The organism is Actinoplanes sp. NPDC051470, from assembly GCF_040682035.1.
Lineage (GTDB): Bacteria > Actinomycetota > Actinomycetes > Mycobacteriales > Micromonosporaceae > Actinoplanes.
In genome coordinates this window covers 196,792-217,803 of sequence record NZ_JBFBAA010000010.1, presented here as the reverse complement: position 1 = coordinate 217,803, position 21,012 = coordinate 196,792, and the positions used below count along the sequence as shown (strand labels likewise).

General features: G+C 72.6%; 20 protein-coding genes. 12 read left to right on the top strand and 8 right to left on the bottom strand.

The genetic code is table 11. The features are described from left to right. Positions 1 to 70 precede the first annotated feature (70 nt). Entirely contained in the window at positions 71 to 1,897 is a 1,827-nt protein-coding gene (locus AB0M54_RS19890) for a Xaa-Pro dipeptidyl-peptidase (protein ID WP_364472937.1), read from the top strand. 7 nt (positions 1,898 to 1,904) lie between these two features. Here the strand turns inward: AB0M54_RS19890 and AB0M54_RS19885 are convergent, their stop codons facing one another. Beyond that, entirely contained in the window at positions 1,905 to 3,158 is a 1,254-nt protein-coding gene (locus AB0M54_RS19885; protein WP_364319488.1) for a S8/S53 family peptidase, read from the bottom strand. A gap of 21 nt (positions 3,159 to 3,179) precedes the next feature. Between AB0M54_RS19885 and AB0M54_RS19880 the strand changes: the two genes are divergently transcribed. Next, positions 3,180 to 5,798: a CHAT domain-containing tetratricopeptide repeat protein gene (locus AB0M54_RS19880; RefSeq protein WP_364472935.1), complete on the top strand. Its 2,619-nt coding sequence runs from the start codon at positions 3,180 to 3,182 to the stop codon at positions 5,796 to 5,798. Between the two features lie 95 nt (positions 5,799 to 5,893). On the opposite strand, the gene AB0M54_RS19875 is transcribed toward AB0M54_RS19880, so the two are convergent. Together AB0M54_RS19875 and AB0M54_RS19870 are read right to left on the bottom strand one after the other, a co-directional pair. Continuing rightward, on the bottom strand, positions 5,894 to 6,352 hold the full coding sequence (locus tag AB0M54_RS19875) for a hypothetical protein (protein ID WP_364472933.1): 459 nt from the start codon (positions 6,350 to 6,352) through the stop codon (positions 5,894 to 5,896). Next, entirely contained in the window at positions 6,349 to 6,957 is a 609-nt protein-coding gene (locus AB0M54_RS19870) for a sigma-70 family RNA polymerase sigma factor (protein ID WP_364319483.1), read from the bottom strand. Before AB0M54_RS19870 ends, AB0M54_RS19875 begins: the two co-directional genes overlap by 4 nt. Before the next feature lie 94 nt (positions 6,958 to 7,051). Here AB0M54_RS19870 and AB0M54_RS19865 point away from each other — a divergent pair, with 94 nt between their 5' ends. The 3 genes from AB0M54_RS19865 to AB0M54_RS19855 are packed head-to-tail and all read left to right on the top strand — an operon-like array spanning position 7,052 to position 10,086. Beyond that, positions 7,052 to 7,888: a P1 family peptidase gene (locus tag AB0M54_RS19865; protein ID WP_364319481.1), complete on the top strand. Its 837-nt coding sequence runs from the start codon at positions 7,052 to 7,054 to the stop codon at positions 7,886 to 7,888. Then, positions 7,885 to 8,715 (top strand): M15 family metallopeptidase, encoded by an 831-nt coding sequence (locus AB0M54_RS19860; protein WP_364472931.1) that lies wholly within the window; start codon positions 7,885 to 7,887, stop codon positions 8,713 to 8,715. Before AB0M54_RS19865 ends, AB0M54_RS19860 begins: the two co-directional genes overlap by 4 nt. Before the next feature lie 39 nt (positions 8,716 to 8,754). Further along, a complete protein-coding gene (locus tag AB0M54_RS19855; protein ID WP_364472929.1) occupies positions 8,755 to 10,086 on the top strand; it encodes a discoidin domain-containing protein in 1,332 nt (443 codons plus the stop codon). Here the strand turns inward: AB0M54_RS19855 and AB0M54_RS19850 are convergent. Next, complete coding sequence (locus AB0M54_RS19850) at positions 10,062 to 10,598, bottom strand: GNAT family N-acetyltransferase (protein WP_364319475.1); 537 nt, start codon at positions 10,596 to 10,598, stop codon at positions 10,062 to 10,064. The genes AB0M54_RS19855 and AB0M54_RS19850 overlap by 25 nt on opposite strands. Before the next feature lie 68 nt (positions 10,599 to 10,666). On the opposite strand from AB0M54_RS19850, the gene AB0M54_RS19845 reads away from it, so the two are divergent. Together AB0M54_RS19845 and AB0M54_RS19840 are read left to right on the top strand one after the other, a co-directional pair. Further along, a complete protein-coding gene (locus AB0M54_RS19845) occupies positions 10,667 to 11,605 on the top strand; it encodes an SMP-30/gluconolactonase/LRE family protein (protein ID WP_364472927.1) in 939 nt (312 codons plus the stop codon). Between the two features lie 22 nt (positions 11,606 to 11,627). Continuing rightward, positions 11,628 to 12,836, top strand: coding sequence for a serpin family protein (locus AB0M54_RS19840; protein WP_364472925.1), 1,209 nt, complete (start codon positions 11,628 to 11,630; stop codon positions 12,834 to 12,836). 4 nt (positions 12,837 to 12,840) lie between these two features. Here AB0M54_RS19840 and AB0M54_RS19835 read toward each other — a convergent pair whose 3' ends face one another. Further along, on the bottom strand, positions 12,841 to 13,671 hold the full coding sequence (locus AB0M54_RS19835) for an aminoglycoside phosphotransferase family protein (RefSeq protein WP_364472923.1): 831 nt from the start codon (positions 13,669 to 13,671) through the stop codon (positions 12,841 to 12,843). A 34-nt stretch (positions 13,672 to 13,705) separates the two neighbouring features. Between AB0M54_RS19835 and AB0M54_RS19830 the strand changes: the two genes are divergently transcribed. Then, on the top strand, positions 13,706 to 14,722 hold the full coding sequence (locus AB0M54_RS19830) for an alpha/beta fold hydrolase (protein WP_364472921.1): 1,017 nt from the start codon (positions 13,706 to 13,708) through the stop codon (positions 14,720 to 14,722). Between the two features lie 44 nt (positions 14,723 to 14,766). Beyond that, positions 14,767 to 15,414, top strand: coding sequence for a methyltransferase domain-containing protein (locus AB0M54_RS19825; RefSeq protein ID WP_364472919.1), 648 nt, complete (start codon positions 14,767 to 14,769; stop codon positions 15,412 to 15,414). Positions 15,415 to 15,638: 224 nt separating this feature from the next. Here AB0M54_RS19825 and AB0M54_RS19820 read toward each other — a convergent pair whose 3' ends face one another. Next, positions 15,639 to 16,457, bottom strand: a complete 819-nt coding sequence (locus tag AB0M54_RS19820; RefSeq protein ID WP_364319463.1) for a helix-turn-helix transcriptional regulator — start codon at positions 16,455 to 16,457, stop codon at positions 15,639 to 15,641. 52 nt (positions 16,458 to 16,509) lie between these two features. After that, positions 16,510 to 17,430, bottom strand: a complete 921-nt coding sequence (locus AB0M54_RS19815) for a sigma-70 family RNA polymerase sigma factor (protein ID WP_364319461.1) — start codon at positions 17,428 to 17,430, stop codon at positions 16,510 to 16,512. A gap of 21 nt (positions 17,431 to 17,451) precedes the next feature. Between AB0M54_RS19815 and AB0M54_RS19810 the strand changes: the two genes are divergently transcribed. Genes AB0M54_RS19810 through AB0M54_RS19800 form a run of 3 tightly spaced genes read left to right on the top strand, consistent with a single transcriptional unit; the run spans position 17,452 to position 20,290 of the window. After that, entirely contained in the window at positions 17,452 to 18,564 is a 1,113-nt protein-coding gene (locus AB0M54_RS19810; protein WP_364472917.1) for a hypothetical protein, read from the top strand. After that, a complete protein-coding gene (locus AB0M54_RS19805; RefSeq protein ID WP_364472915.1) occupies positions 18,561 to 19,463 on the top strand; it encodes an ABC transporter ATP-binding protein in 903 nt (300 codons plus the stop codon). Before AB0M54_RS19810 ends, AB0M54_RS19805 begins: the two co-directional genes overlap by 4 nt. Beyond that, the gene (locus AB0M54_RS19800; protein WP_364472913.1) at positions 19,460 to 20,290 is read left to right on the top strand and encodes an ABC transporter permease; all 831 of its coding nucleotides are present in this window, start codon (positions 19,460 to 19,462) and stop codon (positions 20,288 to 20,290) included. The genes AB0M54_RS19805 and AB0M54_RS19800 overlap by 4 nt, the downstream gene beginning before the upstream one ends. On the opposite strand, the gene AB0M54_RS19795 is transcribed toward AB0M54_RS19800, so the two are convergent. After that, complete coding sequence (locus AB0M54_RS19795; protein ID WP_364319453.1) at positions 20,287 to 20,940, bottom strand: GNAT family protein; 654 nt, start codon at positions 20,938 to 20,940, stop codon at positions 20,287 to 20,289. The two genes, AB0M54_RS19800 and AB0M54_RS19795, sit on opposite strands and share 4 nt — an antisense overlap. Positions 20,941 to 21,012 lie beyond the last annotated feature (72 nt).

The following is a 21,012-nucleotide window of genomic DNA, read 5'->3' as shown; positions in this document are numbered from 1 at the left end:
CGGCGGCATCAGTTGTTTCCGATCTGTGGCAACCTCCCGCAGCATCGACAAAACCCGATAGGGTGACCGCGTGCGTACGCGTCGTGCTGTTCTTGCCGTCCTGAGTTCCGTGCTGCTGGTCCCGATCGCGTCGCCGGCCTTCGCCGCGCCCGCCGGGCCGACCGAGCCGGTCCACGACTACGCCTCCGCCGTGCGCGAGCAGGTGTGGGTGCAGACCCCGGTGGACAGTGACGGCGACGGCAAGCGCGACCGGGTCGCGGTGCGCGTCATCCGGCCACGCGACGTCGGCCACAAGATCCCGGTGATCTTCCAGCCCAGTCCGTACTACGCCGGGCTGAAGGACGTGCCCAACCATGACGACATCGACCGCGAGGGCATCCTCCGGCGGGCCGCGCCGCCCGGCGCGAACCGGGCCGAGACGGTCACGTTCTCCGGTTATCTCGACAACTACTTCGTGCCGCGCGGCTACGCCGTGGTGTTCGCCGACAGCCTGGGCAGCGGCGGGTCCGACGGCTGCCCGACCTCCGGCGGCCGCAACGAGACGCTGGGCATGAAGGCGGTCGTCGACTGGCTCAACGGCCGGGCCAAGGGCTGGGACGCCGGCGGGGCCGAGGTCAGCGCCGACTGGAGCACCGGCAAGACCGGCATGATCGGTGTCTCGTACAACGGGACGCTGCCCAACGCGGTCGCCTCCACCGGCGTCGAGGGCCTCGAGACCATCGTCCCGATCGCGGCGATCTCGTCCTGGTACGACTACTACCGCGCCAACGGCGGTGTGGTCGCGCCCGGCGGCTTCCAGGGCGAAGACCTCGACGTGCTGGCCCGGGCCGTCCTCACCCGGCAGAATCCCGAGGTCTGCGCCCCGGTGATGGACGCGATCGAACGCGACCAGGACCGCGTCACCGGCGACTACAGCAAGTACTGGGCCGAGCGTGACTACACCCGCGACGCGTCCCGGGTGAAGGCCAGCGTGCTGCTGGTGCACGGCCTGCACGACATGAACGTGCGCACCGGCCAGGCCGGGCAGTGGTGGGACCTGCTCGCCGCCAACAACGTGCCCCGCAAGATCTGGCTGCACCAGGGCGCCCACTCGGACCCGTTCTCGATCCGCCGCGCCGAGTGGCTCGACACCCTGCACGCCTGGATGGACCACTGGCTGTACGGCATCGACAACGACATCATGAGCCGCCCGATGGCCGACGTGGAGGTCGCGCCGAACGTCTGGAAGACCTCACGCAACTGGCCGATCCCGGGCGCCCGCACCGCCGACTGGTACGCCGGTCAGAACGGCGAGCTGTCGCCGGTGCCCGAGCGGTCCCGCCGGGCCACCTTCGTGGACGACCCGGCGCGTACGGCCGAGAACCTGGCCGCGAACCCGGCCGCGGCCGACGGCAACCGCCTGGCCTTCCAGACGGCGCCGCTGACCGCCGAGACCCGGCTCTCCGGCACGCCCGAGATCACCGTCCGGGCCGACCTGAACGGCAAGTCCCCGTACCTGACCGCGCTCCTGGTCGACTACGGCGCGGCCAACCGGTTCGCCGGGCGCCGAGCCGTCCCCGGCCAGGACTGCGTCGGCCCCGGCATCCCCGAGGACCCCGGCTGCTTCAACCGCAGCGAGTACGTCACCGCGGAGACGCCGTACGAGATCGTCACCCGCGGCTGGGTGGACGTGCGCAATCGGCACGGCCGCAACGTCAGCGAGCCGATCACGCCGGGTGTGGCGTACACGGTGAAGTGGGATCTTCAGACCACCGACCACGTGTTCGCCCCGGGCCACCGGATCGGCCTGGTGATCATCTCGACCGAACGTGATCACACCCTGCGCTACCCGGCCGGCACCGAGGTCGGCGTGCGCCTCGGCATCTCCCGGATCAGCCTGCCGCTGGCCCGGCCCTAGCGAACGGTCAGTCGTTGTAGTTGATCGACGGCACCGCGATCGCCCCGAGACCGGGGATGGCGCCGTCCCGGGCCTGCCGGACCAGCTCGCGGGCGGCGTCCACCCCGTTCTCGCCGGTCTTCGACATCCGCGCCGCGGCCAGCCCGCAGACCACCGGGGTGGCGAACGACGTCCCGCTCCACTTGGCCATGCCCTTGTAGCGCATCTTGACGCCCTTGTTCGGCGGTTCCTCGCCGATGTAGGTACCCACCGGGAACGCGTTGACCAGGTCCTCACCCGGGGCGTAGACGTCGACCCAGCCGCCGAAGTTGCTGAACGTGGCCCGTTCCCGCTGCGTCGGGTCGAGCGCGCCCACCGACACCGTGTACGGCGACGCGGCCGGCCAGAACGGCTGCCGCACCCCGTCGTTCCCGGCCGCCGCGACCAGCAGGACGCCCTTGTGCAACCGCAACCGGCGGCGCCCGAACAGCTGGAGGCTGAGCAGGTCGCGGGAGTGGTGCGTCCAGGTGCCGGCCGAGAAGTTGATGATGTCGGGGCTGTCGTTGTCCAGGATGTCCATCAGCGCGTCGACCAGCTCGGTCTCGAACCGCGCGCCGCCCGGCTCGAAGCTGGCCCGCACGTGCACCTCGGCGGCCGGCGCCAGGCAGCGGATCACCCCGGCGATGAAGGTGCCGTGACCGGCGTACTCGGTCATCGGGTTCTCCAGGATGCCCCGGTCCAGGTCGCCGGTGACGCCCTTGAGCCACGGCGAGCGCTTGGTGGCCTCGGGGTCGAGGCCGGTGTCGGCGACCACGACGCGGATGCCCTGGCCCGCGGTCGTGTCCGGGTTGACGGCGGGCACCGGCGCGGTGTCCGGCGGGACCGGTGTCGGCTCGGAGGCCGGGCAGTGGCCGGCGTTGCCCGAGATGTGCACCAGGTGGTTGGCGGTGACCAGGCCGCGGCCCATCACCCGGTCGACCTCGCGGATCGCGGTCATCGTGCCGCCCGGCACGTGCATCACCCGGTAGCCGGGCGCGGCCGGCGAGCGGTCCTGCACGTCGCAGGTGATGTTCAGGCTCCACAGGTGATCCTGGACGGGCTTGACGTGCTGTTCCTCGACGAGCATGGCGGTCGGCTCGTAGTGGAACTCGACCCCGGTCTCCTCCCAGTTCTCCGGTCCGGGGGCGATGTCGATCCCCCGCTGCCGGAATCTCTCCCGGAGAACCCGGAGCTGGGCCTGCTGGCGGGTCTCCGGCTGGGAACCCGTTCGTTCGTCGGTCATCGTTTCTCCTAGTATGGGCGCGTGTCAGCTGGCGTGACGTCCGAGCGGCTGCTGTCCTTGGCGCTGTCCCGCCCGGCCGAGGCGTTACGAGAGGCCGACCAGATTCTGGCCGGTCGCCCTGACGCATGGGTTGCGTCGATCGCCCGGCAGGCCCGGGCCATCGTGTGGCGAGACGCCGGCCGCACCGCGGCGGCGATCACCGAGCTGCGTCGTGCGGTGCGCGACGCGCGGGCGTCCGGTCAGGCCGAGCGGGTCGCCGACGTGCAGGCGACGCTCGGTCTCACGTTGGGTTTCGCCGGGCGTACGCGGTCGGGCCTGGCGATGCTCGACGAGGCGGTGGCCGGCAGCCGGGGCGTCCCCAGCGGCCGCAATCTGATGCGCCGCGCCGACCTGCTGCGCGTGCTGGGCCGGCACGACGAGGCCCTGGAAGACCTGCGCCGCGCGATCTCCCTGCTGCGCCGCGGCGGGGACCGGCTCTGGGAGGCCCGCTCCCGCATGCACCGGGTGCTGGTGTTGTGTGCGATCGGCCAGACCGCCCGCGCCGACCGCGACCTGACCGAGGCCGAGCGCCTCTACCAGGACCTCGGCGGTCAGGACATGGAGCTGGTCAACGTCCTGCACAACCGCTCCGACCTGGCCTATCTGGCCGGTGACCTGGCCGGGGCGCTGGGCTACCTCGACGCGGCGGCCGACCGCTACGCCCGGCTCGGCGTGCACACCTACTCGTACGGGCTGGCCACCGACCGTTGCTGGGTGCTGCTCGCCGCCGGCCTGTTCACCGAGGCGATGACCGGGGCCGAGGAGACGATCCGCGACCACGCCGCGCGCGGTGACGCCACCCAGGCCGCCGACCTGCTGTTCGCCGCCGGTCAGGCCGCGTACGCCGCGGGTCGCCCGGCCCTGGCCGTGGAACGCGCCGCGGCCGCCCGCGACATCTTCCGCCGGCAGGGCCGCGAACGGTGGCACGCCCGCGCGTCCTTCGTGGTGCTCCAGTCCCGCTGGGCCGAGGGCCACCGGGACGGCCGGCTGGTCACCCGGGCCGGCCGGCTGGCCGACCGGCTCGACCAGCTCGACGCCCTGGAAGCGCCCGCCGCCCACCTGCTGGCCGGCCGGCTGGCCGCCGAGCGGGGCCGGCACGCCGACGCCGACCGGCACCTGGCCCGGGCCGCGCACTTCCGCAACCGCGGGCCCAGCTTCGGTCACGCCGTCGGCTGGCTCGCCCACGCGCTGCGGGCCAAGGGCCGTGGCGACACCAGGGCGATGCTGTCGGCCTGCCGCTTCGGGCTGCGCGCGGCCGAGAACCACCGCCGCACCCTGGCCGCTCCGGAACTGCTCGCGCACGCCACGGTCCACGGCATCGAGCTGGTCGAGCTGGCCCAGCGTGAGGCGGTCGCCCGCGGTGACGCGCGGATGTTGCTGCGCTGGAGCGAACGCTGGCGGGCCGGTGGTCTGGCCGTCGCGGCCGTCCGCCCGCCGGACGATCCCGAGCTGGCCGCCGAGATGACGGCGCTGCGCTCGGTCGAGGGGCGGCTGGCCCAGGCGCGTGCGGCCGGCCTGCCGGTGCGGCAGATCGAACAGGAACGCCGGGCTCTGGAGGGGGCGATCCGGGCGCGCACCCGCCGGGTCTCCGGCACTCACCCCACCACCGATCAGCCGGGTACGGACAGAGCGCCCGACCCGCTCTCGGCGCTGGGCGGCCACACCCTGGTCACGCTGACCTTCCTGGACGGCATCCTCTACGCCACGACCGTGGCCGGCGGGCGTGCCCGCACCCAGGAGGTCGGCCCGCTCGCCACCGCCGTCCGCGAGGTCGAGCTGGCCCGCTTCGCCCTGCGCCGGCTGGCCCGTGGCCGCCCGCCGATGGGCGCCGGACCGGCCCTGGAGGCGGCCGGCGCCGCCCTGGAACGCGCCCTGCTCGGCCCGGCCGCCACCCTGCTCGGCGCCGGCCCGGTGGTCGTCGTCCCGCCGGCCATCCTGCACTCGGTGCCCTGGGGCATGCTGCCCGCGCTGCGGGACACCCCGTTCGTGGTGGCGCCGTCGCTGGCCACCTGGCTGCGCGCCGGGCGCACCGAACACACCGGACGCCGCCGGGTGGTGCTGGTCCGCGGCCCCGAGCTGGACGGCACCGGGCTCGAGATCAAGCACATCGCCCGCACGTACCCGCAGGCCACGGTGCTCGAGAACGGCAGCGCGACCGCCGAGGCCGTGCTGTCCGCCCTGGACGGCGCGTGGATCGCGCACATCGCCGCGCACGGGGTCTTCCGCGGTGACAACCCGCTCTTCTCCAGCCTCGCCCTGGACGACGGGCCGCTCACCGTCTATGACCTCGGGCGGCTGAGGCGCGCGCCGGCCCGGCTGGTGCTCTCCAGCTGTGAGAGCGGCGTGGCCGCCCCGGTCAGCACCGACGAGCTGCTCGGCATGGTCAGCGCGCTGATCCCGCTCGGGACGCGCAGCCTGGTCGCCAGCGTGGTGCCGGTGAACGACGCGGTCACCAGCGCGCTGATGGCCGAGTTCCACGAGCGGCTCCGGGCCGGCCAGGGGTTCGGCGCCGCCCTGCGCGACGTACGCCAGGCCGCCGCCGGTGCGGGCGACGTGATCGCCCTGGCCACCGCCTGGTCGTTCGTCTCGCTCGGCCGCTGACCGTTCCCGCAGCGACAGCGCCGCTGAGCGTTCCCGCAGTGGTAGCTCAGGGCGGTATCCGGGCGCGAAATGGCGCGCTGGGCTACCACTGACCGTCACAGAATCACCCAGGACGTCACGAGCTTGGCGCCGCCCGGCAGGTCGCAGCGCAGCCGCACCGGGCCGCTGGCCAGGTCGCCGACCAGGAACCGGCCCAGGTCGTCGAGGTCGAGCGGGGTGGTCGCCCGGCCGTCGCTCTCGACCACCGCCTCGGTGCCCGGGCCCGCCCCGAAGACCTGGCCCATCATGGTCCAGCCGGCGCCCTCGGCGCGTACCGTCATCTCGACCTGGGTGCCGTCCGCCGCGAACGACAGCAGCCGCTCGTCGGTGGCCTGCCGGACCGGTTCGAAGTCGGCGTCCGCCGTCGAGTCGGCGATCAGTTCGGCCAGCTCGGCGTCGAGGTCGCGGGTCAGGAAGGCGGCGCGGGCCGCCTCGCGTACGTGCTGAGGCACCGGGTCGACCAGCGCGGCCAATCGGCGCAGGTCGGCGAGCAGTTCGTCATCAACAGAAGTCACGAGGCCACCGCCATGATGCGTCGCAGGGAATTGAGACAACGCTGCCGGGTCGGCCCGATGCCGCCGATCGGCATTTCCAGGGCGACCGAGACGGTCGCGTAGGTGGGCGCGGGGTCGGACATGAGGACGCGCAACAATGCCCGGCACTGGGCCGAGATCTGGCTGAACGCCCGCCAGAGCGCCTGGTCACGCTCGTCGCGCAGGACGCCGTCGTCCACCCCCGGGCCACCCTCGTCGGGGAGGTCGTCGAAATCTTCGTGCGGCACCGACTTGGTGCGCTGCCGCAGGATGGCGAGGCACTCCCGCCGGATCGTGGTGGACAGCCAGCCCGCGATCCGGTCGGGATCACGGATGGTGTCCAGTTTCTCCACCAGCCGCAGCCAGGTGGCCTGCACCGCGTCGGCGGAGTCGGCCTCGTTGAGCCGCATCGCCCGCGCCACCGACCAGAGCAGAGAGGTGTACTGCTCGGTCAGCTCGTCCCAAGCGGTCCCGTCGCCCGCGGCGGCCCGCGCGATCAGATCAGCGCCGCCGGTGTGGTCGGGTGCCTCCATCCATTCCTCACGTTCGCTCGGCGGGAAGAACCGGCTCCCCGCGTCATCCGCCACGATGTGATCCCGCAGCGCCCCGATACTTCCCTGAGCGCCCGCGCCGTTGGCTGATACGTCCGGAGTGCGACACAAGGACGCTAGATTCGGCCCTATGAGCCAGTTCCTGTCGGCACGGGCCGGCCACTGGACCGGCGACGGCACCGGGGTGACGGTGATCCTGCCACCGCCCGGCACCGTCGGATCCGGCGAGGTCCGCGGCGGTGCCCCGGCGACCCGCGAGTTTGCCCTGCTCGACCCGACCCGCCTGGTCAACCGGGTGGACGCGGTGGTGCTGTCCGGCGGTTCGGCGTTCGGCCTGTCCGCCGCCGACGGCGTCGTGGGCGCGCTCCGGGAGCGTGGGCAGGGCTTCGAGACGCCGGTGGGGCCGGTGCCGATCGTGGTCGGCCTGTCGCTGTTCGACGCGTCGGCCGGCGGCGCCCCGCCGACGGCCGATTCCGGCCGGGCGGCCTTCGAAGCCGCGCTGTCGGACGAGCCGCTGGCCGCCGGCCGGGCCGGCGCGGGCACGGGGGCGACCACCGGCAAGTGGCGTGGCCGCCTCGACGCCGGCGGCATCGGCGTGGCCGTACGCTCGGCCGGATCCGTGCGGGTGGCGGCCCTGATCGCGGTCAACGCCTGGGGCGATGTGATCGCCGGGGGCAGCGTCCCGGAGCCGCCGGCCGAACCGGGTCGCGGGTTCGAGATGCAGAACACGACGATCGGGGTCGTGCTGACCACGGCGGCGCTGTCGAAGACCGACTGCTACCTGCTGGCCCAGAGTGGCCACGCCGGTTATGCGCGGGCGATCCACCCGGCCCACTCGCGCTTCGACGGTGACGCCCTGGTCGCCCTGGCCACGGGGGAGTCCGCGGGTCCGGTCAACCTGGACCTGCTCCGGGCGGTGGCCACCGAGACCGTCGCCGAGGCCATCCGGGCCGCCGTGACGTCGTGAAGGCGCGCGTGCTGCTGGTGTGCGTCGTGCTTGCGGGCTGCTCCAGCCCGCAGCCGCCTCCCGCATCCTCTCCCGCGCCGTCCCCGGTGCCGTCTCCCGCGCCCGCGGTCTCGTCCGCCGCACCCGGTCCGGCCGGCGCCTCCGCCGCGCCGGCCTGGTTCGGGACGCGAAGGCTGCGGGTCGGGGTGGCCCAGGACACCCCGCCCGAGCTGCGCAACCGGTCCATCATCACGGTGGACGACCGCCCGCCCCCGGCCGACGGCGCCTTCCACGCCACGATCCAGGCCGTGCCGCCGGACGTGCTCGCCCGCTCGACGTGGACCAAGGGCTGCCCGGTGGCGGCCACCGACCTGCGCTACCTGACGGTCGGCTTCCGCGGCTTCGACGGCCGGGCGCACACCGGCGAGCTGCTGGTCCACCGGCGGGCGGCCGAGGCGCTGGTCAAGGTCTTCGGCACGCTGTTCGCCGAGGGATACCCGATCGAGCGGATGCAAGTGACCAGCAGCGCCGAGCTCAACGCCCCGCCGACCGGCGACGGCAACACCACCTCGGTCTTCGCGTGCCGGCCGGTGCGCGGTCAGAAGGCGTGGTCACAGCACGCGTACGGCCTGGCCGTGGACGTCAACCCGTTCCAGAACCCGTACCACAAGGGCAAGGTCCTGCTCCCCGAGCTGGCCACCGCCTACCTCGATCGGGGCGAGGTCCGGCCCGGCATGATCCGGCCGGGCGGTCCCGTGGTCCGGGCGTTCGCCTCGGTCGGCTGGGAGTGGGGCGGCGACTACCGCTTTTTGAAGGACTTCATGCACTTCTCGGCCAACGGCGGTTAAGATCGACGCGTATCAATGGCTGCGAGGTGGGCGGTGCTCATGCGTGTCCGAATCGGAATTCTCCTGGCCGTGATCGTCTCGATGGTGATGACCGGGGTGCCTTCGCCGGCCTCGGCCGCGGCCGGGCGTTCGGCCATCTACGGCGGTGGCCCGTTCTACAGCGGCGGGCAGGGCGTCATGGACACCCTGCGGTCCTCCGGGTTCACCACCGTCGTGCTCTGGGCCATCCACGTCCGGGCCGACACCGGCGACCTGTGGCTCAACGACATCCGCATCATCTCCAACGGGCAGTACGTGGGCGACTCGGGCTGGCCGGCCCGGCTCGCCACCCTCAAGCGGGCGCCCACGTCGGTCAACCGGATCGAGGTGTCGGTCGGGTCGGCCGGCCCCAACGACTGGGGCGCGATCAAGACCCTGATCGAGCGGGACGGCACCGGCTCCGGCAGCGTCCTCTACCGCAACTTCCAGGTGCTGCGCACGATCACCGGCGCCGACGCGATCAACGACGACGACGAGCAGCAGTACGACCTGACGACCACCACCGCGTTCGCCAACATGGTCATCGGGCAGGGCTACAAGTTCACCTTCGTGCCGTACACGAACATGGCCTTCTGGCGCAGCCTCAAGAACAACCTCGGCGCGGCCGTCGACCGGGTCTACCTCCAGGCGTACGCGGGTGGCGCTGGCAACAACCCGGCCACCTGGGCCCAGCAGCTCGGCATGCCGGTCGACCCGGGGCTGTGGAGCCGGCACGGCAGCGGCTGCGCGAGTGGCGACACCCCCGCCACCGTCGAGAGTCGCATGCGCGGCTGGGCCAGCTCGGCCGGCATCCCGGGCGGCTTCCTCTGGCTCTTCGACGACATGCAGGCCTGCGCCGCGCAGGGCACCCCCGCGCAGTACGCGGCCGCGGTCAACAACGCCACCGGGTCGACGACGCCGTCCCTGCCGCCGGGCAGCAACCTCGCGCTGAACCGCACGGCCACCGGCTCGGCGTCGTGCGCCACCACCGAGGCGCCGGCCAAGGCGGTCAACGGCAGCGTCTCGGGCGGCACCACCGACAAGTGGTGCTCGACCGTCGCCACCAAGCAGCTCCAGGTCGACCTCGGCGCCGGCCGGTCGTTGACCGGTTTCGTGGTACGGCATGCCGGCGCCGGCGGCGAGTCGGCGTCGTGGAACACCCGCGACTACAACATCGCGGTCTCGGCCGACGGAACCACCTGGACGACGGTCGTCCAGGCCCGCGGAAACACGGCCGACGTGACCACCCACCTCGCGAGCGCGACCGGCCGCTACGTGCGCCTCGACGTGCTGACCGCCGAGCAGTCCGGCACCAGCGCCGCCCGCGTCTACGAATTCGAGGTGTACGGCTGACCCGTCGCGTGGACGGCAACGGGCTGCTCGGTGCTCGGGACGATCGTGCTGAACTCGTACCCCAGCCCCAGCTTCTCCATCACCCGTGCCGAGCGCTCGTTGTCCACATGCCTGATGCTGACCACCCGATCGAGCCCCACCTCGTCGAAGCCGAACCGCAACGCGGCCCGGGCGGCCTCCGTGGCGTACCCATGGCCCCAGGCGCCGCGCACGAACCGCCACCCGATCTCGACCGCCGGCAGCACCTCGGGCAGAAACTCGGGCACCGCGAGCCCCGCCCACCCGACGAACTCGCCGGTCGAACGCAGGTCGACCGCGAACAACCCGAACCCGCGCTGCTCCCAGTCCCGCCGCCACTTCCGCAGCTTGTCCGCGCTCTGCCGCCGATCCAGCACCGACCCGTCCATGATGTAGCGCATCACCTCGGGGTCGGCGTTCATCGCCACGACCGCGTCGAGATCGTCGTCCCGCCAGCCCCGCAGCTCCAGCCGTTCCGTCCGCAAAGAGGTCACACCCGATCATATCGGTGGAGTCCGGTCGTCGGTTGGTCTAGTGTTTGGCCCGGAAAGGCGGTGGGGCAATGCGCTTCCGGCTCGTTGACGTGCCCGGCGAGGGCACCGAGGACGTCGTGGTGGCTACCGGCGGCGCGTACGAGGGCTCGATCTTCACCGGCACCAAGGACGGCGTTGTGCACCGGGTCAGCGCGGACGGCCGGCGGGTCGACGCGGTCGCGAACACCGGTGGGCGACCGCTCGGCATCGAGCTCTTCCCGGACGGGCGGTTGCTGATCTGCGACGCCGTGCGCGGGCTGCTGCTGGTCGACCCCGGTGACGGAGCGGTCGAGATCCTCGTGACGGCGGTCGGCGGCGTGCCGATGCGGTTCTGCAACAACGCGGCGGTGGCCGGCGACGGGACCGTCTATTTCTCGGACTCGTCGACCGTCCACCCGATCGCCGAGTGGAAGGCCGAGATGGTCGAGGTGACCCGCACCGGGCGGCTGCTCCAGTGGCGGCCGGACGGTGAGGTCGTGACGCTGCTCGACGGGTTGGCGTTCGCCAACGGGGTGGCGCTGGCCGGCGACGGGTCGTTCATCGTGGTGGCCGAGACGGCCACGCGTACGCTCATGCGCCGGTGGCTCACCGGGCCGCGGGCCGGAGCCGGCGAGGTCCTGGTGTCCGATCTTCCCGGCTACCCCGACAACCTGTCCTCCGGTGGCGACGGCTTGATCTGGGTCGCGCTCGCCAGCCCGCGCGACCCGCTGGTCGAGCGGCTGCAACGCGGTCCGATGTGGCTGCGGCGGGGCGTCACCCGGATCCCCGAGCGTCTGCAACCCTCCGAGCGGCGGACGATCCGGGTACAGGCCTACTCCACCGAGGGAACGCTGGTTCACGACCTGTCGGTTGACGATCAGGAGCATCTCGACCGGTTCCACATGGTGACCGGCGTCCGGGAGCACGACGGCCGCGTGTGGCTCAGCAGCCTGCACGAGTCCGCGATCGCGGTGCTGGAACCGTTCTGAACCGAGCCGCGTCCAAGTCGCCGTGCGGGTCAAAGCCTTACTTCTGGTCATCGTGCTGGTGCTTGCCGGGTGTGGTGGGCCGGGCACGCCGGGGGACGCGGCTCGGATCGATCCCGAGCTGGTCGCCGAGCTGGCGCCGGGGGACGCCCGGACGGTCGGGCAGTCGGTCGACGAGTTCGCCTTCGAGCTGTTCGACCAGGTCGACGACAAGCGGCAGAACACGGTCACGTCGCCGCTGTCGATCACCGTGCTGCTGGCCATGTTGCTGGCCGGCGCCGATGGTGCGACCGCCGACGAGATCGCCGACGTGCTCCACCTCCGCGAGCGGCGTGACGTGCGAGTGGGCGCGTTGCTGCGGGAGCTGGCCGCGACCGACGACGTGACGCTGTCGGTGGCCGACTCGCTCTGGGCCGGCCAGGGTGTGCCGCTGCAGAAGGACTACCTGACCTTCGCGCGCAAGGCTTTCGGGGCGACCGCCGAGCAGCGTGACCTGGGCTCGCCGGAGACGGCCGAGGAGATCGACGCCTGGGCCGCCGAGAACACCAACGGCCGCATCGACAAGATCGCCGCCGACCTGGGCCTGCCCGATCCCCAGGCCGTCATGGTGCTGCTCAACGCGGTGTATTTCCTCGGCGAGTGGAAGACCGAGTTCGACCCCGCCGCCACCCGCCCGGCCAGATTCGGCGCCATCGGCGATGTCCCGACCATGCACAAGAGCAACGCGACCTTCGGGTACGCCGAGCGCGACGGCTACCGCATGCTGCGCCTGCCCTACGGCGAGGACGGCCGCTACGGCATGGAGATCATGCTGCCCGACGAGGGTGAGCAGATGCCCCGCCTCGACGGCGCCGAATGGCGGACGGCCGTGGACAGCATCGAGGAGGAGCGGATCGACGAGGTGGCCCTGCCCAAGTTCGAGCTGCGCTGGAAGGGCGAGCTCACCGACCAGCTCAAGCAGCTGGGCATGCCCACCGCCTTCGCACCCGGCCAGGCCGACTTCCGCCCGCTGTCCCCGCAGGCGACCGCCCTGAGCAAGGTCGTGCAGAAGACCTACATCCGGGTCGACGAGAAGGGCACCGAGGCGGCCGCCGTCTCGGGCGGCGCGATGGCCACCTCGGCCCAGGTCGGCCGGCGCGTCTTCCGCGTCGACCGCCCGTTCATGTTCACCATCTCCGACCGGCCGACCGGCACGATCCTGTTCCTGGGTTCGGTGACCGACCCGCGTGGCTAGGCCGCTAGGGCAGAAGCCCGGCCCACGGTTCGGGCGGCGCCGTGAAGAACCGCATGATGCCGAACAGCCGCGCGTACGGCGACGCGGTCCAGTGCCGCCCCGCGGGCACCGGGGTGGGGCTGGCGAGCCGCCCGAGGGCCCAATGCAGGTGGTGCCCCAGGACCCGGGCGGGCCAGTCGCCCAGGTCGGCGGAGCCGAGGTAACCACGGAGGGCCTGATCCACCGACGGCAGCGGCAGTTTCGCGAAGTCGGTGGCCGGGTCGGCGAGCCGGGCGTCACCCCAGTCGACGAACCCGGTGAAGCGCCCACCGGCGTCCACCATCAGGTTCTGCGGCGCCACATCACCGTGGACGAGAACGACCGGCAGCGGCGGGCGTCGCAGTTTCTCGAACCACGCGGTGAGCCAGTGCGCCGTCGCCGGGTCGATGAGCCCGTCGCCCGCATACGTGTTCACCAGCGCGAGGGGGTCGTCGGGGGCGTCGGCGGGGAGCCCCGGCACGGACGTGACCGTATGCAGGGCGGCCAGCCCTTCACCCACCAATTCGTAGAATTCAGCCGAGACGGGCACGTCCACGGCGTCCGCGCCCGGAACCCGGGTGACGATCATGTGATCGCCGGTGTACTCGACGATCGACGACGTCGGCACCCCAGCGGCGATCGCGTACGGGATGACGACCGCCTCGCGCGCCAGATCAGCCGCGGCCGAGGCGTCGCGGGGAACCCGCAGAACGAGCGAGTCGCCGAGCGCGTAACACCGGTTGGCGTCACCGCCCGGCATCGGGTGAACCGGAAGCGCATACCGCCGGCCGACGGCCTCCGGACCCTGGAACGGCATTTGGACGATCTTAGTCCGGGGTGATAATCGCCTGGTGCGGCAGCGGCTTGATCAGGTGGTGTTGGGGGATGGCACCGCTGTGGCCTACGCCGTGGTCGGGAGCGGGCGGCCGCTGGTCTATGTGATGGGCTGGCTCACGCACCTCGAGCTGGGATGGGAGCTGCCGGCCGAGCGGGCGCTCTACGAAGGGCTGGCCCGCGACGGCCGGCTGGTGCGGTACGACCGGGCCGGGTGCGGGCTGTCGGCGGGCACGGGGCGGGCGGCCTCGCTGGAGTTCGAGCTCGAACAGCTGGGGGCGGTCGCGGCCACGCTGGGTGAACCGTTCGATCTGATGGGCACCTCGATGGGCGCGCCGGTGGCGGTGGCCTGGGCCGCGGACCATCCCGAGACGGTGCGGCGGCTGGTGCTGTACGGCGGCTGGGTGCGCGGCGACGAGTTGTCCGCGCCGGGCGTACGCGATCATGTTCTGGGGTTGATCGAATCGCACTGGGGGCTGGGGTCCGACGTGCTCACCGACATCTTCGCGCCGGACGCCGATCGGGCCACCAGGGCCGAGCTGGCCCGGTATCAGCGGGCCTGCTCCAGTGCGGCGACCGCGCGGGCGTTGCTGGCGCTCAGTTACCAGCTCGACGTGACCGACCGGCTGGGCCGGGTGGGGGCGCCCACCCTGGTGGTGCATCGGACGGGAGATCGGGCGGCGCCCGTGGCGCAGGCGGAAGCGCTGGCCGGCGGGATCGGCGGCGCCCGGCTGGAGCTGGTGCCGGGGCGGTCGCATCTGCCGTACGCGGGGGACCGGGACGAACTGATCCGGGTGGTCCGGCGGTTCCTGGGTTTGCCCGTCCCGCGGCGACGGGCCGACGGGCTCACGGCTCGCCAGCGGGAGGTGGCCGACCTGGTCCGCCAGGGGTGCACGAACCGGGAGATCGCGGCGCGGCTGGGGATCGACGAGCGCTCGGCCGAAGGGCATGTGGAACGGATCCGGCTGCGGCTGGGGTTCCGGTCGCGCGCGCAGATCGCCGGCTGGGTCAGCGAAAACCGCACACTGGGGTAGTTCCACGCCTGACAGGCCGGCGGGCGGCGCGCAGAGTGGCTCCCGTGACAGACATCAGGACCGGCTTCGAGGTGCATCGGGCGCGCGGGGCCTTCAACGCCGCCTTCTTCAGCGTCATGGGGCCGTACATCGAACGGAACGTGCGGCGGCACAAGCGGCGGGTCTACGCCGGCCTGCCCGCGACCGTGGTCGAGCTGGGGCCGGGGGTGGGCGCGAACCTCCGCTACCTGCGGCCGGGGTCGACCCTCATCGCCATCGAGCCCAACGTGCCGATGCACCGGCGGCTGCGGGCGGCGGCCGAGCGCCGTGGCGTACATCTGGATCTGCGTGACCGGCTCGCCGAGCGCACCGGCCTGCCGGACGGCAGCGCCGACTGCGTGATCTCGTCGCTGGTGCTCTGCACGGTGGCCGACCCGGCCGAGGTCCTGACCGAGGTCCGCCGCATCCTGCGTCCCGGCGGCACCTTCCGCTTCGTGGAGCACGTCGTGGCGCGGGACGGCGCCCCGACGCGCGTGCTTCAGCGGGCGCTGCGCCGGCCGTGGGCCTGGACGTTCGAGGGCTGCTCGTGCGAGCGCGACCTGGCCGGCCTGGTGCGCGCGGCGGGGTTCGCCCGGGTCGAGATCGAGCCCTACCGGCTGCACAGCCCGTTCGTCACGTTCAATACCCAGGTGGCCGGGATCGCGTCAGCGTGACGCGGGGCGGTAGGCGGCGTTGCGGCCGGGGCGGCGGGGCTTGTGCTTCCAGCGGCGGGGGGACTGGACGACCACGCAGGCCTTGGGGTCGGTGGCGGGCGGGGGTGTCGGCGGCGCGGGCGGGTGACAGCGGTCGGACCGGCAGAACATGGGCGGGGTCTCCTAGGTCTTGTCTCAAATTCAATCCCAGTTGTTCTGCCCCGAAAGCGAATTTGAGACAGGACCTAGGGGGTGAGGATCGCCGAGCTGAGGAGGGCCAGTTTGTCGGCGGCGGTGGTGCCCGGGTCGGGGTGGTAGATGACGAGCATGATGCCGTCCGTACCGCTGATGTGGAGCTTTTCGCGGTTGAGGCGTAGCTCACCCACCTGCGGGTGCTGGAAGGGGACGACCGCGCTGCCGCGGGGGCGTACGTCGTGGCGGGCCCACAGGGTGCGGAACAAGGGGCTGGCCAGGGACAGCTCGCCGACCAGCTCGATGAAGCGCGGGTCGTCGGTGTCGGTGCCGACGGCCTCGCGGAGGCCGGCGACGATGCCGGCCGCGGCCACCTCCCAGTCGGGGAACAGGGCCTGCTCGGCCGGCTCGAGGAACACGTCGCGGACCCGGTTGCGGCCCGGGACCAGCCGTGGGGACAGGGCCGTGGCCAGCGGGTTGGCGGCCAGCACGTCGAGGCAGCGGCCCTCGGCGAAGGCGGGCAGCGGGAGCATGGCGACGAGCTGGGCGGTGCTGGGCGGGAGGGTCTCGGTGCGGCGGCGGCGCACCGAGCGGGGCTTGTCGGCGGCCAGGCTGAGCAGGTAGGCCCGGGCGTCGTCGTCGAGCCGCAGAACCCGGGCCAGCGACTCGAGGACCTGCACGGATGGGCTGCGGTCGCGGCCGCGTTCGAGCCGCAGGTAGTAGTCGGCGCTGATGCCGGCCAGCATCGCGACCTCCTCGCGGCGCAGGCCGGGCACCCGCCGCACGCCGACGACCGGGACACCCGCCTGCGCGGGCGTGACGAGTTCGCGGCGGGCGCGGAGGAAGGCGCCCAGCAGGTTCTCCTCGGTCATGCCTCAACCGTAGGCATGATCGGGCCCCGGTGAGGAGGCCCTGACAATCCCCCTATGCCGGTGCGGGGTGAAGGGGCAGGCCGAACAGTGCGGCCTGGTCGTCGCCGAGGAAGGACGTTATGGATTCGATGCGGTCGCCGGCCACGGTGAACACGTTGATCGACCAGAACCGGCCCTCGAGGTAGGAGGCGACCGCGGGCTGGCCGTTGGCCGCCACCGGGCGGTGCTGCCAGCGGCCGCACGAGGTCAGCGGGACCTTGATCGCGAAGTCGGTCACCGCGCCGAGGCCGGCGTACCAGTGGGCCATCGGCGGCATCGACCAGGTGACGTCCTTGGTCAGCAGGGCCACCAGGCCGTCGGCGTCACCCTGCTCCAGCGCGTCGGCGAAGGACGTGACCAGCGACCGTACGCCGGCGTCGCCGAGCTTGCGGAGGACCTGCTGCTGCGTACGCGACGGAAGCTTGGCCGACCGCGCCCGCTGCAGCGCGCTGTTGACCGACGCGGGCGTGGTGGCCATCAGCTCCGCGACCTCCGCGGCCGAGAAGCCGAGCACCTCGACGAGCAGCAGCGCCGCCCGCTGGTTGCCGGGCAGATGCTGGAGCGCGGCGACGAAGGCCAGCTCGACCGACTCGCGCTCCTCGGCGCGCAGCCCGGCGTCCGGGTACGGGCCCAGCCACGCCACCTCGGTCACCGGCGCGTCGGTGAGCACCGTGTGATCGCTGGCCGGCCCCAGGTCCATCGGCAGCGCCCGCCGCCCGCGCTTCTCGATCAGGTCCAGACAGGTACGGGTGGCGATGGTGTAGAGCCACGACCGCGCCGAGCCGCGCCCCTCGAAGCGGTCCATCCCGCGCCACGCCCGGACCAGGGCCTCCTGCACCGCGTCGTCCGCGTCGTGGCTCGAGCCGAGCATGCGGTAGCAGTGGGCATGGAGTTCCCGGCGCAGCGGCGCGACGAGATCATCGAACGGGATCACGCGAGGTACCTTTGCTTGACAATGCAACCAACGACGGTGGTCAGCGGGCAGGCGTGGCGACGATGGGTCGCGGTCGCCGCCGTGGTCGTCGTGCTCTGCAGCGTACCCATCGTGTTGAGCCTGAGGCCCGCACCGGCCGCGACCACCGCCGACCCGCAGACCCTGCGTGACCGGATGGTCGCGTCCGCCGGTCAAGCTTTTCAGGGGTACGCGCAGAGCAGCGGCCTGCTGCCGTTGCCGCCGCTGCCCAACCTCACCGAGATCACCCGCCCGCTGTCCAGCCGCACCGAGATGCGGGTCTGGTACGCCGGCCCGGACAGCTGGCGGGTGGACGTGATCGACGGCGCCACCGAGCGCGACACCTACCAGTACCAGGACAGTCAGTTCATCTGGGACTTCGGCGACAACCGCCTCACCCAGGTGGTCGGCGAGCAGCCGGTGCGTCTGCCCCGGCCGGCCGACCTGGTCCCGCCCGAGCTGGTGCGGCGGCTGCTCAAACTCTCCGCCGGCGATCGGCTCGTGCCGGTCGAGGGCAAGCGGGTGGCCGGGATCCCCGCCGCCGGCCTGCGCGTCCTCCCGGCCGGTCCGGACACCACGATCGACCACGTCGACGTCTGGGCCGACCCGTCGACCGGGCTGCCGTTGCAGGCCGAGGTGACCGCGAAGGGCGGCGAACGCCCCGTGTTCACCACGCGGTTCTTCTCCGTGACGATGACCGCTCCGGCGGCACGGACGGTCACCCCGCCGTCCCTCGACGACGTGCAGGTCACCGACGCGCCCGACCTGCTCGGTCAGATCTCGCGGCGGCGGCGCGGCGGCGACCTGCCGGCGACGCTGGGCGGCGAGCAGCGCAACACCGCGGTCGAGGGCCTCACGTCGGCCGCGTCCTACGGCGACGGCCTGGCCCAGTTCGTGGTGATCACGCTGCCCGGCCGGTTCGGCGACCAGGCGTTCGACCGGATCGGCACGTACGGCGCCGACGTCCATCTCGACGGCGGTCACGGGGTGGTCCTCGGCACCGGGCTGCTGACGATTCTCGCGGTCAGTACCGACCGCGTCTACCTGGTCGCCGGCTTCGTCCAGCCGGCCGTGCTGCGCCGCGTCGCCGCCGACCTCGCGAGGAGCGCGCGATGATCACGACCAGGGGCCTTGTCAAGACGTACGGGAAGGTCACCGCCGTGGACGACGTCGATCTGGACGTGCGCGAGGGCGACCGCTACGGGCTGCTCGGCCCCAACGGCTCCGGCAAGACCACGCTGGTCCGGATGCTGCTCGGTCTGGTCTTCGCCACCCGCGGCGAGATCGAGGTGCTGGGGTTCAAGGTCCCCCGACGGGTACGCGAGGCGCTGCCGCGGATCGGCGCCATGGTCGAGGGGCCCGGCCTGTACGCGCACCTCAACGGCCGGGCCAACCTGACGCTGATGGACGCCGCCGGCCCCGGTGGCAGCCGTTCCGACCGGAAGCGGCGGGTCGGCGAGGCGCTGGAACGCGTCGGCCTGGCCGGCATCGACCGGCGCCCCGTCAAGGCGTACTCGCTGGGCATGCGACAACGCCTCGGCCTGGCCGCCGCCCTCCTGCGGCAACCGCGGCTCCTGGTCCTGGACGAGCCGACCAACGGCCTCGACCCGCGCGGCATCCGCGAGATCCGCGACCTGCTGGCCGAGCTCAACGCCGAGGGCACCACCGTCTTCCTGTCCAGCCACCTGCTCGGCGAGATCGACGCGCTGTGCTCGCGGGTCGGGGTGATGGACCGCGGCCGTCTGGTGCTGCAGGACGAGCTGTCCGCGCTGCGCGCGCCGACCGGCCGGGTTCTGGTGGGTACGCCGGAGCCGGATCGCGTGGTGGCCCTGCTGAACGGCCGGGTCGAGAAGCGCGACGGCTCCCGGCTGACCGTGCGGCATGCTGATCCGGGCGACCTCAACACCGAGCTCGTCCAGGCCGGGATCCGGGTGACCTCGATCGGCGCCGAGCGGCGAACTCTCGAACAGGTGGTCCTCGAGGCCACCACGACCAGTTCGGACCGTGTCTCATGATCCGTGTCGAGATCGCGAAGCTGTTCCGGCGGCCCCGCACGTACGTCATCGCGGGTCTGCTCTGTGCCCTGCCCTTCGTGGTGGCGGTGTTCCTGGCGACCACCCGGATCCCGCCGCCACCCGGGCAGGGCGGTGCGTTCCTGTCGGCGGTGCTGAGCAACGGCTCGCTCTATCCGGCGGCGGCGATGGCTCTGGTCATGCCCGTGTTCCTGCCGGTCTCGGTGGCCGTGCTGGCCGGCGACTCGGTGGCCGGCGAGGCGTCCCAGGGCACCCTGCGCTACCTGCTGATCCGGCCGGTCGGGCGCACCCGCCTGCTGGTCGCCAAGCTGGTCGCGCTGATCGTGTTCGTGCTCTTCGCGATCGGCGCGGTGCTGCTCACGTCGTTCCTGACCGGCATCACGATGTTCGGCGGCGAGCCGGCCGCCGGCGTGGCCATCCCCGCCGACGTGACGTCGCTGTCCGGTGTCACGATCACGCCGTTCGGGCTGGTCATGCGCCTGCTGGCCACGGTCGCGTACATCGTGATCTCGATGCTCTCGGTGGCGGCGATCGCGCTGTTCCTGTCCACCATCACCGACTCGGGCCTGGGCGCGGCCATGGGCGCGCTGGCCGTGCTGGTGACCAGCCAGGTGCTGGTCACCCTGGACGCGGCCGCGGCGATCCGGCCCTACCTGCCGACCCGCTACTGGCTGGCCTGGGTCGACTTCTTCCGCGACCCGATCCTGTGGCGCGACATCGAACGCGGCGCCGGCATCCAGCTGGTCTTCCTGGTGGTCCTGCTGGGCGCGGCCTGGGCCAACTTCATGACCCGCGACATCAGCGACTAGCTCTCGCCCGTGATGCTCAGGACGGGCAGGCACTCCTCGACGCCGGTCAGCTCGATGTCGTCCCGGCGGACGCGCTCCCACGCGTCGCGGGTGAGCAGCCACTGCTGGATCCGGCCGGGCTCGCCGCGGCGGGTGTCCCAGTCCAGGCCGTTCGGTTCGTAGCCCAGGCCGCGGGAGATGCGGTTGGACGCCTCATTGTCGACGAAGGCGTCGCTGCCGGCCTCGCGCGCGCCCAGCCCGGCGAAGGCCAGGTGCAGGATCGCCGCCCGCATCTCCTTGCCCAGCCCCTGTCCGCGGCGGCCGGGGGCCAGCCACGAGAAGCTGGACACCGTGCCGAACGCGGTGAAGTTCCGGCCGACGAGGTCCTGCATCCCGACCGGCTCGCCGTCGACCAGCACGGCGAAGTAGAGCCGCCACGCCTCCGGGCTCATCCGGGCGCGACCGGCCCAGACGCCGCGCAACCACCGCCATTCACGCTCCGGGCTGTCGGCGTAGAACGACGTCGGGTCGTCGAACGGCCACGGCTCGACATCGGCGATCCCGGCCCGTACCAGCGGCACCAGCCGTTCCAGCAGCTCGTCGGACGCGCCGGCCAGCGTCAGACGCGGCGTGCGGACTTCCACGTTCAGCGGGGGATAGGTGTGTGCCACGTCCGGACGGTAGCCAGCCGGCCCGGCCGCCGCACGCGATTTCACCGGTCCCGGAGCTGACTGGTGCCGGTC